We start from the raw sequence: 12,833 nt of genomic DNA, 5'->3' as shown, positions 1-12,833 counted from the left end.
GTCGTTGGAACGGATCGATCAAAGAGAATAATTGGCCGACCACTGCTCGAGCACCTGGCGGTAGGGCTTGATGAAGTGCCGCTCGGTGAACTTGCCCTGCTCGACAGCCAGCTGGCTGCGCTCTTCGCGGTCGTAGACGATGCGCGTCAGCGAGTAGTCCTGATGCTCCAGGCTCGGCTGGTAGATCTTGCCGGCGACCGAGTTGGCGTTGTAGATCTCGGGGCGGTAGATCTTCTGGAACGTCTCCATGGTGCTGATGGCGCTGATCAGTTCGAGATCGCTGTAGTCGGCCAGCAGATCGCCGGAGAAGTAGAACGCCAGTGGCGCCACGGCATGCGCCGGCATGAAGTAGCGCACCTGCAGACCCATCTTGCCGAAGTAGAAGTCCGTCAGCGAGGAGTCGTCGTTTTCATACTCCACGCCCAGCACCGGGTGGCGATTGTCGGTCTGGCGATAGACCTTGCTGCTGGAGACGCTGAGGCAGATGACCGGCGCCTTGCTGAAGGAAGCCCGGTAGGCGTCGGACTCGACGAAGCGCTTGAACAGCTTGCCGTGCAGATCGCCAAAGCCCTCGGGGATGCCGAATTCGGCGCGATCGCGGTTGTGCTCCGACAGCCACACGCTGAAGTCGTAGTCGCGCACGTAGGAGGAGAAGTTGTTGCCCACCATGCCCGGGATGCGCTTGCCGGTATGCTTGTCGATGATCGTCGTCTTGAGCATTTCGATCGCCGGGAAGGTGTCATCCTCGTCCTCGGCCCCCACGCTCAGCTCACCGGTGATGATGTCGAGCTCGACGGCGTAGCGATCCGCCCTCGGGTTGTCCCAATGCGCCAGGGCATTGAAGCGGTTGTCGATCATCGTCAGGCATTGCGCAGGTTCTCCTCACGCCGCTCCCCTCTTGCCAGGTTGGCGAAGTTGGTGGTGGTGCGCGTGTTCTCGGCCGGGCGATAGTTTTCGTCGAACCGCACGCTCTTGATATCGAATGTGAAATCGTGACTCATCGCGAAAGCACCCTGTTGGTCGAGATGTTGGTCGAGATATTGGTCAAGGGAGCCACTGGCGCCCTGAGAAGGCCAGCGCTCGTCAATGCCATGTTGGCCAGCACGTGGTTTATCAGTACGTATTGCCAATACGGGTTGGCGAATACCGTGTCTGGCGTATCGGCGACAGGCGCCAAGGCGGCTGCCGCCGAAGCGGATGTGCTATTTATGCCAGAACGGCTGGATGCATGAAAAGCGATAAGAATTCAGCTCAAGATGAATCCCACTCATGAATAGCGCGAGACCTGCCCGGGCGGCCAGGGGCGTAGGCGCTGGACAGGGGTCGGTTAGGGACGGGATGCGGTGAGAACCGGGTCAACGCGGACGCGCGCCGGCGCGGGCTTGCGACGATGAAGCGCCTTGGCGACATCATGCCAGCGGACATTCAGATCAGCGCCCACAAAAAGGGCGTGCCTTGGCACGCCCTGGGTGGCAGCTAGCTGACGCGCTCAACTCGCCATGTCGAGCACCACCCGCCCTTCGATCTTCCCGGCGATCATGCGATCGAAGACGGCGTTGATGTTTTCCAGCTTGTCGGCATGCACGGTGGCCTTCACCTTGCCCTCGCCGGCGAAGTCCAGCGCTTCCTGCAGGTCGAGCCGGGTGCCCACGATCGAACCACGCACCGTGGTGCCGTTGAGCACCATGTCGAAGATCGACAGCGGAAAGTCCCCCGGCGGCAGGCCGTTGAGCGCCACCGTACCACCACGGCGGACCATGCCCAGCGCCTGCTCGAAGGCCTTGGGCGAGACCGCGGTGACCAGCGCGCCGTGGGCACCGCCGATCGCCTGCTTGAGATAGGCGGCAGGGTCATGCTGCTTGGCGTTGACGGTGACCGTGGCACCGAGGCGCTCGGCCAGGGCCAGCTTGGTGTCGTCGATATCCACCGCGGCCACATTGAGGCCCATCGCCTTGGCGTACTGCACCGCCATGTGGCCGAGGCCGCCGATACCCGAGATCACCACCCACTGCCCCGGGCGGGTATCGGTCATCTTCAGCCCCTTGTAGACCGTCACGCCGGCGCACAGCACCGGGGCGATCTCGAGGAAATCGACGTTGTCGGGAATGCGGCCTACATAATCGGCCTGGGCCAGCGTATAGCCAGCGAAGCCGCCGTTGACCGAGTAGCCGGTATTCTGCTGCGACTCGCACAGCGTCTCCCAGCCGCCCAGACAGTGCTCGCAGTGGCCGCAGGCGGAGTAGAGCCAGGGGATGCCGACCCGGTCGCCCTCCTTGACGTGCGTGACCCCAGCACCCACCGCCACCACGTGGCCGACACCTTCATGGCCTGGAATGAACGGCGGCTCGGGCTTCACCGGCCAGTCGCCGTGGGCGGCGTGCAGGTCGGTATGACAGACGCCGGAAGCGGCGATCTTGACCAGCAGTTCGCCGGGGCCCGGACGAGGCACGGCGCTTCTTTCGATGACCAGAGGTTCGCCGAAGGCACGAACCACGGCGGCTTGCATCGTGGAATCCATGACAGGCTCCTTGGGTTTTCTTGTTGGAGAGGTCTTCCTGTTGAAGAACAGCGCCGGCCGGGAGCCGGCGCCGTGCCAAAGGGTGAGCGGATCGCGACAGGCGGCCTAGAAGAAGCCCATCGGATTGATGTCATAGCTCACCAAAAGGTTCTTGGTCTGCTGATAGTGCTCCAGCGCCATCTTGTGGGTCTCACGGCCGATGCCGGACTTCTTGTAACCCCCAAAGGCGGCATGCGCCGGGTACTGGTGGTAGCAGTTGGTCCAGACGCGCCCGGCCTGAATGCCCCGGCCCATGCGGAAGGCCACGTTCATGTCGCGGTCCACCCCGGCACCGAGACCGAACTCGGTGTCGTTGGCGATCGCCAGCGCCTCGGCCTCGTCCTTGAAGGTGGTCACGCGCGACCACCGGGCCGAAGATCTCCTCTTGGAAGACGCGCATCTTGTTGTTGCCCTTGAGCAGGGTCGGCTGGATGTAGTATCCCCGGCCGAAGGCGCCTTCCAGGCTCTCTTTGCCGCCGCCGGTGAGGAACTCGGCGCCCTCCTCGCGAGCCACGTCCATGTAGGAGAGGATCTTGTCGTACTGCTCCTGGCTGGCCTGGGCGCCCACCTGGACGTCGGTATCCAGCGGGTTGCCGCGCTTGATCGCCTTGGTACGTTCGATCACCTTGGCCATGAAGGCGTCGTACATCGACTCCTGGATCAGCGCCCGCGACGGGCAGGTGCACACCTCGCCCTGGTTGAGGAAGGCCAGCACCAGCCCTTCGACCGCCTTGTCGATGAACTCCGGCTCGGCGTTCATGATGTCGGCGAAGTAGACGTTGGGCGACTTGCCGCCGAGTTCGACGGTAGAGGGGATGATATTCTCGGCGGCGCACTTGAGGATGTGCGAACCGACCGGGGTCGAGCCGGTGAAAGCAATCTTGGCGATACGCTTGCTGGTCGCCAGCGCCTGACCGACCTCCTCGCCGTAGCCGTTGACGATATTGACCACCCGGGCGGCAGCAGATCACCGATCAGCTCCATCACCTTGAGGATCGAGGCCGGGGTCTGCTCGGCGGGCTTGAGCACCACGCAGTTGCCCGCCGCCAGCGCCGGGGCGAGCTTCCACACCGCCATCAGGATGGGGAAGTTCCAGGGGATAATCTGCCCCACCACGCCCAGCGGCTCGTGGAAGTGATAGGCCACGGTGTTGGCGTCGATATCGGCCGCAGTGCCCTCCTGGGCGCGGATGCAGCCGGCGAAGTAGCGGAAGTGATCCACCGCCAGCGGCAGGTCGGCGTTGAGCGTCTCGCGCACCGCCTTGCCGTTGTCCCAGGTCTCGGCGACGGCGAGCATCTCCAGATTCTGCTCGATACGGTCGGCGATCTTGAGCAGCAGGTTGCTGCGCTCGGCGACCGAGGTCTTGCCCCAGTCCGGGGCGGCGGCGTGGGCGGCGTCCAGCGCCTTCTCGATGTCTTCCGCGGTGGAGCGCGGGATCTCGCAGAACACTTCGCCGGTAACGGGGCTGATGTTCTCGAAGTACTGGCCCTTCACCGGCGCGACGAACTCGCCGCCGATGTAGTTGCCGTAGCGTTTGTCGAAGCTGACGAGGGCGCCGTCGCTTCCGGGGTTGGCGTAAATCATGGCTGTGCTCCTGACGTTATCGTTATGCGTGACACAGATCGATTCTTGGTCACGACGCCAGGCTGCGACATACTCCTCAAGCAGGAAATCGCCTCCTCCCTTGGGAGGAGACGCCACCCCGGAGCCGACGCCATGTACACCTTGCTGGTTGCCGACGATCACCCGATGTTCCGTGAGGCCATGGTCGGTGCGATCGCCGCCGCCCTCCCCGACAGCCGCGTGCTGGAAGCCGCGAGCCTGGCCCAGGCGATCGCCCAGGCCGAGGCGCAGGAGGAGCTCGATCTGCTGCTGCTCGACCTGGCACTGCCGGACAGCGAGGGCCTGGCCGGCCTGCGCCGGCTGCGCGAGACACTGCCGTGGCTGCCGGTGGCGATCCTCTCCGCCGAGCAGAGCCGCGATATCGTGCTCGAAGCCCTGGGCCTGGGCGCGGTGGGCTATCTGCCCAAGTCGACCCCGCGCGACGACCTGCTGGCGGCGCTGCGCCAGATTCTCGCAGGCCAGGTCTACCTGCCGGCGGATATCCTGCGCCGCCCCACCGCCCGCCACGCGCCGACTGACGCCGCCTCCACCACGCCTTCACTCAGGACCACAGCGTCAGCGCCAACCGCCCACGGCGACGCCCTCAGCGATGGCATCTCTCAGCTCACCGCCAAGCAGTTGCAGGTGCTGGCGTGTCTCAGCCGGGGGGAGTCCAACAAGGCGATCGCCCGCGACCTGGCCATCGCCGAGACCACGGTCAAGAGCCATGTCTCGGCGATCCTGCGCAAATTGGGGGTGAACAGTCGAGTACAGGCGATTCTCACCGCCCAGACGCTGGATCTCGACGATCCTCGGTTTCCGCCGCCGCGCTAAGGGGCGCGGCTAAGCGGCTAAGCAGCGAGACCGAGCAGCGACACCAACAGCATCTTCAAGCGCAGCGGCTTGACCGGCTTCAACAGGTAGGCATAACCGCGCTCGCGAATCCGCGCCTTGAGCGCCGCATCGTGGTTGGCCGTGACCATCAACACCGGCAGGCCAGGCCGTTCGCGCTGGAGCTGTTCGGCCACCGCCAGGCCGTCATCGTCCGCCGCGTCGAGGTGGTAATCGACCACCAGCAGATCGGGCCTGGGCAGCTCAGCGGCAGCCTCGCGTAGTGCGGCAAGCGACAGCCCACCCGCGATGCGACAGCCCCACCCCGTAAGCAGCGCGCGCTGCCTTCGAGCACCGCCGGATCGTCATCGACGATCCACACCTTCGCCCCGGCGAGTCATTGCCCGGCATCACCTCCGCCGGGGTCGCGGGGCGTGGCGCGCGGCAGGCGTAGGGTACGCGGACCGAAAAGGCCGAGCCCTGCCCCGGCCGCGAGCGCAGGGTGATCGGGTGACCCAGCATCGCCGCGATACGATCGACGATCGCCAGCCCCAGGCCCAGGCCGCGCTGCTCGCGGTCGAGCCCCGCCGCCGCACGCCGGAATTCGAGAAAGATCGTCTCACGCTGATCGTCGGCGATCCCGGCCCGGTGTCGCCGACCACGATCTCCAGCCCGTCGTGGCGCCGCCGGCAGCCCAGCAGCACATGCCCGGTGGCGGGGGTGTGTAGCGGATGGCGTTGGTGAGAAAGTTGCGCACCACCCGCGCCAGCAGCTGTAGGTCGGAGTCGACCACCGCGGTACTGCGCACGTAGTGCAGGGTCAGCCCCTGGGCGTGGGCCACCTGCTGGTACTCCTCGGCCAGGGTATCGAGCAGCTCATCGGCGCCGAAGGCGGCGATATCCGGCTTGAGCACGCCGGCATCGAGTCGCGAGATATCCACCAGCGTGCCCAGCAGCGCCTCGACATCCTTGAGCGAGCGGCCGATCTGGCCGACCAGCGGCTTGGACGCCGCCGGCACCTCATGCTCATCGAGCGCGCTGGTGAACAGCCGCGCGGCGTTCAGCGGCTGCAGCAGGTCGTGGCTGACCGCGGCCAGAAAGCGGGTCTTCGACAGGTTGGCCGCCTCGGCCTCGCGCTTGGCTTCGCGCAGGCGCGCTTCGGCGGCCACGCGGGTAGCGATCTCGTCGCGCAGCTGATCATTGACCTGGCCCAGCTCATCGAGGGTGCGGTGCAGCGCTTCGGTGCGCTCGCGTACCTGCTCGGCCAGCAGCACGGCGTGTTCGAAGGCGGCATAGGGCGCGCCGCCGGCGACCCCGCTCGACTCCACGCGTTCGATGAGCGCCGCGCAGGTCCGCCGCAGGCGGGCGTTCTCCTCGGCCAGCGCGCGCTCCCGCTCGCTCGCCGGTTCCGCTGTCTCGGCCGTCGGGGCATCCAGTAGCCACCCCGGTGAGGGTCCGGTTGGTGTGCCTCCCATGGTGCTGATCTCCCTAGTCTGCTCAACGGAAGTGTCGGCTGTGCTCGATCAGGGCGCGTAGCTTAGGCGTGACCGAGCGACGGCTGGGATAGTAGAGAAAGAAGCCGGAGAAAGGCGGCAGCCACTCATCGAGCAGCGAGACCAGCTCGCCACGGTCGAGATAGGGCATGAAGGTCTCTTCCATACCAAAGGTGATACCGCCCCCCGCCAGTGCGGTGCGCAGCATCAGCTGCATGTCGTTGGTGGTGATCTGCGGTTCGACCGCGACGTCGAACGCCTGCCCGTCGCGTTCGAACTCCCAGCGATACGCTGCGGTCTCCGGCAGTGGCCGCCAGCCGATGCAGCGATGGCGGGTCAGCTCCCGCGGGTGTTGCGGCGTGCCGTGGCGGGCCAGATAGCCAGGTGTGGCCACCGCCACCTGGCGCTGATCACCGGTCAGCGCCACCGCGACCATATCCTTTTCGATCACTTCCCCCAGCCGCACGCCCGCATCGAAGCCGGCAGCGACGATATCGAACTCCTCGTCGCTCACCGTCACGTCCAGAGTGATGTCTGGATAGGCCTCGGCGAAGCGGGCGATCAGCGGGCCGGAGAGAAAGCGCTCAGCGATCGAGGTCGCGGTGATTCGCAGCTGGCCGCGGGGCGATGCTTCCCGGTCGCGTGCCGATTCGATGGCCGAGTGGAGCTCGTCGAACGGCACCGAGATCGCTGCCAGGAACTGCTCGCCCTCCTGGGTCAGGCGCACGCTGCGCGTGGTGCGCTGGAACAGCGGCCGGCCCAGGTGGCGTTCGAGCCGCTGCACGCCTTGGCTCACCGCCGAGCGAGTCACCCCCAGACGGTCGGCGGCGGCACGGAAGTTACCCGTCTGGGCAACGGTGATGAAGAGCGTCAAGAGATTGAGGTCCATGCCTATTGATAAATCATGCTAACCACCAGGTCCAGTCCGGAGGCAGTTCTCTTGGACGATGCCGCCGCTTACCGTATGGAGCATGCAAGAAGCACTGGGCTTCTTCGCCATCCCCGGAGCACACATCATGCAAACCCTCGACAAGGTCGTCCTCATCACCGGCGCGAGTGGCGGTATCGGCGAGAGTATCGCCCGCGAGCTGGCCGCCGCCGGCGCCAAGGTCATGCTCGGTGCGCGCCGTCTCGACGCGCTGGAACGTATCGCCACCGAGATCCGCGCCGACGGTGGCAGCGTCGAGATTCACGCCCTGGACGTCACCGACCGCGACGCCATGGCCGCCTTCGCCCAGGCCGCGCTGACGCGCTGGGGGCGTATCGACGTGCTGGTGAACAATGCCGGCATCATGCCGCTTTCCCCGCTCGCCGCCTGCAAGCTGGACGAGTGGGAGCGCATGGTCGACGTCAACATCAAGGGCGTGCTGTGGGGCATCGGCGCGGTACTGCCGGCCATGGAGCGCCAACAGTCTGGGCAGATCATCAATATCGCCTCCATCGGCGCCCTGCAGGTGGTGCCCACCTCGGCGGTGTACTCCGCCACCAAGTTCGCGGTGCGCGCGATTTCCGACGGGCTGCGCCAGGAGAGCCCTCACCTGCGGGTGACCTGCGTCAACCCTGGCGTGGTCGAGAGCGATCTGGCCTCGACCATCACCCACGAAGACACCGCTGATCTCATTGCGCGCTATCGTGAAGTCGCGCTCAAGCCTGTCGATATCGCACGCGCGGTGCGCCAGGTGATCGAGGCCCCGGAGAGCGTCGATACCACGGAGATCACCATCCGTCCGACCGCCTCGGCCAACTGAGCCCATCCCGGAGCGCACCCGCCGTGACGCGCTGGGAACCCGGCGAGAATGACGCCATATCGATTCGGCGAGCGGGCGCTCACGCTCGCTCGCCGGTCCCGCCGTCTCGGCCCTCGGGGCGTCCAATCGCCACCCCGGTGAAGGTCTGGTTGATGTGCATCCCATGGTGCTGCTCTCCATAGGTGTTGAAGCCAACCGTGCGATGACGCCGCAATAGCCCTTCCGCCGCCGTGACCGTCTCCAGCGCCTCGATCTCCAGCCGGCGCAGGAAGCAGTCGCAGCCGATCACCAGTGCCGGCGGCCCCAGCCGCGCTTCCAGCCCGGCAAACACCGACTCGAGATCGTCGAGTATCGGCGCCGGGGTCATCGCGGTGAGCACGATGCCGTTCTCCACCGCACAGTAGAACGTCAGACTGCCATCGGGATTGACGCGCTGGATCGAGCGCACGTAGTGCGCCTCGCCGATGCGCACCGCCAGCGGATGGCGGGCGAAGTCGGTCTCGCCGAGCGCTTCGACCGGGCGCCCCACCAGCCGCGCATACTCCTCGGCGGCAGGCGCGGCATTGAGTTCGAACACGGTCCGCCGCTGGCGATCGGCGGCAGTGACCACCAGCTTTTCACGTCTTGGCCGCAGATGGTGGGTGCTGAACACCTCGAACGGCAGCGACGTATTGACCATCACCACCACCGCCGCCTGATCGTGAAAGCGCCCCTGATGGAAGACATGGGTATGCGCCAGGCGGTTATCGTCACCGGCGGAGCCGCCAAAGCTGGGGATGCTGCCCAGCGCCGCATCCAGCGTGGCCAGCACCTGCTCCTCGCTGCTCGACAAGCCATCGAGCAGGGTCAGCGCGAAGCTGTGCCCGGCCACCGGCGCCACCGCCTGATGCCGGCACTCGTTGAGCAAGGTATCGGTGAGGCGCTGGGCGCGGATTAAGTCGAAGTGCGCCAGATCGTCGATCAGCGCCGTCGACACGGCAAAATGCGCCCGGGGGAAACCGATCGCCACGATGCCGCCGCGGGCGTAACCGTTCGGCGTGATCTCCCCGGCGGTGGTGCAGCCGCTGACCGGCACGCCCTCGAAAGCGGCGGTCAGCGCCTCGCCAAGGGCCGCCAGCGGATACTCGGCGCTGCAGAAAAACAGCACCGCGCCCAGGTGCGCCCCGGCCAGCGGTTCCGCCAACGCCTGCGCCAGTTCACGCGCGGCGCGCGTAGGATCGGGATCATGGCTACAGGCGGTGGGCAGCACCGCGGCGGGCGAAGAGGCGCCCGCCGGGCGGGTCACCGAAGGCGGCGTCGGCGCATCGAGCATGACGGCGGACCTGCGCAGGGAGTGGTCTCGGCAGTGTAGGCCGCGCAGCCGCGGGCTCACAATGGGGCGCCTTGTCAGCGGCCAGTCGCCATGGCCACGAACTCGGCGACGCAGGGCGCATTCGCCGCCACCGCCAGTGCCAGCGTAAAGGCCGCATCGGGCGCATCGATGGTGCGGTAGAGGATGCGATCCTGCCTGAAGGTCCGCATGCTCTCGGGCACGATCGCCACCCCCGCCCCCACGGCGACCAGCGACAGCACCGCATGCATGCCGTGCGCTTCCTGTACCACCTGGGGCACGAAGCCGGCATTGGCGCAGAGCCGAATCACCTGGAGGTGGAAGCCGCGCCCCTCGTTCATCGGCCACATGATGAAGGCCTCATCGGCGAGATCGGCGACGGTGAGTTCCCGCTTCGCGGCCAGGGCATGATCTCGGGCGAGCGCGATGCACAGCCGATCCTGATCGAAGGGGTACAACGCAAGGTCGGCATGCTCGCCCAACGGCGGGATGACCACGCCGACATCGAGCCACCCTTCGCGCAGCGCGGCCAGCTGTGCGGCGGTCGTCGCCTCGCGCAGTTCGAGATCCACCCTGGGCTTCGCGGTTCGAAAGTCGCGGATCGTATCGGGCAAGCGTCCGTAGAGCGCGCTGCCGACATAGCCCAGCCGCATATGGCCGAGGCAGCCCGCGGCGGTATCGCGTGCGGCCTGAACCGACAGTTCTGCCTGACGCAGGGTCTCCCGAGCCTCGCGTAGAAAGACCGCCCCCGCCGCCGTCAGCCCCAGCACGCGTTTACCGCCTCGCTCCAGAAGCTGAACGCCAAGCTCCTCTTCCAGCCTGCGCATCGCCACGGTCAGAGGCGGCTGGGACATGCCGAGCCGCTCGGCGGCCCGATGAAAATGCTGCTCCTCGGCCACGGCGACGAACTGCGCCATCTTGCGCAGGTCGACCATGCCGCGCCCCGATGCCACTGCGCTTGATACAACGGGCATATCAAAACCGCTCTACAAAGATATTGGCACTATTATAGCGCCCCTCTCATGCTTCCCTCTCTCGTTCTCATGCCTCTAGCTCTCATATCTCTAGTCTTCACGCCCACAGGAGGAAGCCATGGCTCAGGCCCCTATTTTCCAAGATCAGGTCGTGCTCATCACCGGTGCCGGGCGCGGCCTGGGGCTGGCCTATGCTCGCCTGATCGGCACGCTCGGCGCGACGATTCTGCTGCATGACGTGGGTGCCGATGACCGCGGCAACGGGCTCGACCCTGACGTCGCCCGCACCGCGGCGCAGCGTCTGCGGGATGAAGGCATCGAAGCGCACCCTTTCGACGCCCCCATCGAAACCCGCGAGCAGTGTCATGCGCTGGTGAATGCCTGCCTTGGGGTACGCGGCCGCCTGGATGCTCTCATCCACAATGCCGGCTGGGTGGCCTACGAACGGATCGAGGCGATCCAGGCGTCATCGTTCGAGCATGCCATGGCGGTGATGGCCGGCGCGCCGCTATGGCTGGCACAGGCTGCCTGGCCGAGCCTGTGTGCAGCGGGGCACGGGCGCATCGTCCTGACCACCTCTGACCGCGCGCTCTTTCCGCAGTACGTCCACCGGGGGCTCGCTGCCTATGCCGCGGCGAAGATGGCCGCGGTCGGCATCGTGAACGTGCTCGCCGCCGAGGGCGCGGATCACTGCATCGTGGTCAATGCGGTCTCACCGATCGCCAAGACGCGCATGTGGGGCGTCGAGGAGGAGCCGCAAGAGCTGAAGCCCGCTGCCGTGGCGCCGGGGGTCGCCTTCCTCGCCTCTTCCCGCTGTCACTCGGGCGGGTGGATTCTGCGGGCAGCCAACGGCCAGTTTCACGCCACTCGCGCTACTGAGGCCAACGACGTCGACTATCCGCGTGACCTACGTGGCGTGCCGGCGACCACCTGGACGAGGTCGCCGAAGCCTGGGCGCGAATCGCCTGCGTGACGCACGAAGCGCGCTAGCCCCCGATCCACTCCAGCGAGTATTTCGCCAGGCTGGATCTACTCTACCGCTTGAAGGATGGCGAGCGGTGTGTCGGCGAGCTGGTGGACGACGATGCCAAGCTCTCGACGGTTTCCGCCCGGTTGCAGACACTGCTGAACGCTCAACTGGTCAAGCGGCCGCGATGCTCAGCACCTCTACTACAGCCTGGCCGACCAGCATGTCGTTCAACTGATGGACAACGCGCTCGCGCATGGCGGCCACTGCGACGACCACGGCCCGGTCAGCGTCGTTCGCTGATCTCGCCCCGTATCGCCCGTAATGCAAAACGGCCAGGCATCCCTATGCCTGGCCGTTTTCGTTGCTACGCCTGACCCTGCCTCCTAGCGGCGCCCACTCAGTGGTGATCCACGCGTCTTCGCATGGCCCTGGCGGACCCTACACAACGACCATCACCACCAGCACCACCGTCAGCAATAACAGGTACACCCTGGCATGAACGCGATCGGGAATCCGCCCGATCCATCGCGACGCCAGGCGGATACCAAGCCATGACCCCACCGCCAGCGCTAACAAGGCACGCAGATCCACATACCCGCATACCAGGTGCCCAGGGCGGTATCGCCAGCCGACAGCAACACGTAAGTCGCGGTGCCACTCACCGCCATCGGCAACGACAAGGGATTGGCCATCGCCGTGGCCGCCGTCATGCTGGCCCCTCTGCGGCGCATCAGCGGTACGGTCATCACGCTGCCACCAACTCCCAGAAAGGCCGCGATAACACCGATGAACAGGCCTGTGATCGCCGTCACCAGACGGCCCATGGGGCGGACCTCCTCACTCGCCTGATGCAGGAAACCCGGCCGCAGGATGGCATCCGCAATAGTGAGCCCCAGATAACCGATGAATACCCAGCGCACCCAGCCCCCACTCAACGACACCGCCGCGGCCGCGCCGAGCACGGCACCGATGGCGATATAACCGACCAACGGACGCACCAGGCGCCACTGCACGGTCCGCCGCCGATGGTGACGCCATGTCGACAGGGAGGCAGCGAAGATCATCAGTGCGGTCGAGGTGGCTACCGCGATATGCATGGCCGCTAACCCCATCGTGCTATCCGGCCCATGGACGCCGATCAGCAAGATATACATCAAAGGAACCACGACAAAACCACCGCCAAAACCGAACAACACGGTGGTGATGCCGGCCAACCCGCCGCAGAGAAGCAATACGCTATACACCGGAACTCTCTGATGGAATGCAACGACAGGAACGATATTCCGATAAGGAGTGGCCGACGTTCGCCAGTTGGCCAATAATCGTTGT

At 66.0% G+C, this 12,833-nt stretch carries 12 protein-coding genes and 2 pseudogenes; 4 read left to right on the top strand and 10 right to left on the bottom strand.

Annotated features, from left to right (window positions below; genetic code table 11):
* Nucleotides 1-18 precede the first annotated feature (18 nt).
* A pseudogene (locus CN538_RS11725) lies at nucleotides 19-1,001 on the bottom strand (DUF1852 domain-containing protein).
* On the opposite strand from CN538_RS11725, the gene CN538_RS11720 reads away from it, so the two are divergent.
* Nucleotides 993-1,232, top strand: coding sequence for a hypothetical protein (locus CN538_RS11720; RefSeq protein WP_106419537.1), 240 nt, complete (start codon nucleotides 993-995; stop codon nucleotides 1,230-1,232). The pseudogene CN538_RS11725 and the gene CN538_RS11720 overlap by 9 nt on opposite strands.
* Before the next feature lie 257 nt (nucleotides 1,233-1,489).
* On the opposite strand, the gene adhP is transcribed toward CN538_RS11720, so the two are convergent.
* Entirely contained in the window at nucleotides 1,490-2,518 is a 1,029-nt protein-coding gene (gene adhP / locus CN538_RS11715) for an alcohol dehydrogenase AdhP (RefSeq protein ID WP_106419536.1), read from the bottom strand.
* 105 nt (nucleotides 2,519-2,623) lie between these two features.
* Nucleotides 2,624-4,141, bottom strand: a pseudogene (exaC, locus tag CN538_RS11710) (acetaldehyde dehydrogenase ExaC).
* A 132-nt stretch (nucleotides 4,142-4,273) separates the two neighbouring features.
* Between exaC and CN538_RS11705 the strand changes: the two are divergent.
* Nucleotides 4,274-4,993, top strand: coding sequence for a response regulator (locus tag CN538_RS11705; protein ID WP_106419535.1), 720 nt, complete (start codon nucleotides 4,274-4,276; stop codon nucleotides 4,991-4,993).
* A 17-nt stretch (nucleotides 4,994-5,010) separates the two neighbouring features.
* On the opposite strand, the gene CN538_RS22910 is transcribed toward CN538_RS11705, so the two are convergent.
* The 4 genes from CN538_RS22910 to CN538_RS11695 are packed head-to-tail and all read right to left on the bottom strand — an operon-like array spanning nucleotide 5,011 to nucleotide 7,371.
* The gene (locus CN538_RS22910; RefSeq protein ID WP_340638337.1) at nucleotides 5,011-5,289 is read right to left on the bottom strand and encodes a response regulator; all 279 of its coding nucleotides are present in this window, start codon (nucleotides 5,287-5,289) and stop codon (nucleotides 5,011-5,013) included.
* Nucleotides 5,255-5,605 carry a sensor histidine kinase gene (locus CN538_RS22905; RefSeq protein ID WP_242495784.1) on the bottom strand — a complete coding sequence of 117 codons (351 nt, stop codon included), beginning with the start codon at nucleotides 5,603-5,605 and terminating at the stop codon, nucleotides 5,255-5,257. The genes CN538_RS22910 and CN538_RS22905 overlap by 35 nt, the downstream gene beginning before the upstream one ends.
* A gap of 4 nt (nucleotides 5,606-5,609) precedes the next feature.
* Nucleotides 5,610-6,464 carry a sensor histidine kinase gene (locus tag CN538_RS22900; protein WP_242495028.1) on the bottom strand — a complete coding sequence of 285 codons (855 nt, stop codon included), beginning with the start codon at nucleotides 6,462-6,464 and terminating at the stop codon, nucleotides 5,610-5,612.
* A gap of 22 nt (nucleotides 6,465-6,486) precedes the next feature.
* Nucleotides 6,487-7,371 carry a LysR family transcriptional regulator gene (locus CN538_RS11695; RefSeq protein WP_207233477.1) on the bottom strand — a complete coding sequence of 295 codons (885 nt, stop codon included), beginning with the start codon at nucleotides 7,369-7,371 and terminating at the stop codon, nucleotides 6,487-6,489.
* An 82-nt stretch (nucleotides 7,372-7,453) separates the two neighbouring features.
* Between CN538_RS11695 and CN538_RS11690 the strand changes: the two genes are divergently transcribed.
* Nucleotides 7,454-8,230 carry an SDR family oxidoreductase gene (locus CN538_RS11690; RefSeq protein ID WP_242495026.1) on the top strand — a complete coding sequence of 259 codons (777 nt, stop codon included), beginning with the start codon at nucleotides 7,454-7,456 and terminating at the stop codon, nucleotides 8,228-8,230.
* A gap of 79 nt (nucleotides 8,231-8,309) precedes the next feature.
* Here CN538_RS11690 and nosP read toward each other — a convergent pair whose 3' ends face one another.
* Together nosP and CN538_RS11680 are read right to left on the bottom strand one after the other, a co-directional pair.
* Nucleotides 8,310-9,542: a nitric oxide-sensing protein NosP gene (gene nosP / locus CN538_RS11685; RefSeq protein WP_106419533.1), complete on the bottom strand. Its 1,233-nt coding sequence runs from the start codon at nucleotides 9,540-9,542 to the stop codon at nucleotides 8,310-8,312.
* Between the two features lie 74 nt (nucleotides 9,543-9,616).
* Complete coding sequence (locus CN538_RS11680) at nucleotides 9,617-10,495, bottom strand: LysR family transcriptional regulator (protein WP_106419532.1); 879 nt, start codon at nucleotides 10,493-10,495, stop codon at nucleotides 9,617-9,619.
* 157 nt (nucleotides 10,496-10,652) lie between these two features.
* Between CN538_RS11680 and CN538_RS11675 the strand changes: the two genes are divergently transcribed.
* A complete protein-coding gene (locus CN538_RS11675) occupies nucleotides 10,653-11,507 on the top strand; it encodes an SDR family NAD(P)-dependent oxidoreductase (RefSeq protein WP_242495025.1) in 855 nt (284 codons plus the stop codon).
* Between the two features lie 566 nt (nucleotides 11,508-12,073).
* Here CN538_RS11675 and CN538_RS11670 read toward each other — a convergent pair.
* Complete coding sequence (locus CN538_RS11670; RefSeq protein ID WP_242495024.1) at nucleotides 12,074-12,748, bottom strand: sulfite exporter TauE/SafE family protein; 675 nt, start codon at nucleotides 12,746-12,748, stop codon at nucleotides 12,074-12,076.
* Between the last annotated feature and the right edge of the window lie 85 nt (nucleotides 12,749-12,833).

Origin of the sequence: Salinicola tamaricis (genome assembly GCF_003006155.1) — a bacterium.
In the GTDB taxonomy this organism is placed as follows: Bacteria; Pseudomonadota; Gammaproteobacteria; order Pseudomonadales; family Halomonadaceae; genus Salinicola; species Salinicola tamaricis.
Note: the sequence above shows the minus strand (reverse complement) of the source record. Positions and strands in the feature narration are given on the sequence as shown.

Bases quoted from the DNA above. Each gene is read 5' to 3' on its own strand.
- adhP (WP_106419536.1), bottom strand. From the start codon at position 2,518: ATGGATTCCACGATGCAAGCCGCCGTGGTTCGTGCCTTCGGCGAACCT.
- CN538_RS11705 (WP_106419535.1), top strand. From the start codon at position 4,274: ATGTACACCTTGCTGGTTGCCGACGATCACCCGATGTTCCGTGAGGCC.
- CN538_RS22900 (WP_242495028.1), bottom strand. From the start codon at position 6,464: ATGGGAGGCACACCAACCGGACCCTCACCGGGGTGGCTACTGGATGCC.
- CN538_RS11695 (WP_207233477.1), bottom strand. From the start codon at position 7,371: ATGGACCTCAATCTCTTGACGCTCTTCATCACCGTTGCCCAGACGGGT.
- CN538_RS11690 (WP_242495026.1), top strand. From the start codon at position 7,454: ATGCAAGAAGCACTGGGCTTCTTCGCCATCCCCGGAGCACACATCATG.
- nosP (WP_106419533.1), bottom strand. From the start codon at position 9,542: ATGCTCGATGCGCCGACGCCGCCTTCGGTGACCCGCCCGGCGGGCGCC.
- CN538_RS11680 (WP_106419532.1), bottom strand. From the start codon at position 10,495: ATGGTCGACCTGCGCAAGATGGCGCAGTTCGTCGCCGTGGCCGAGGAG.
- CN538_RS11675 (WP_242495025.1), top strand. From the start codon at position 10,653: ATGGCTCAGGCCCCTATTTTCCAAGATCAGGTCGTGCTCATCACCGGT.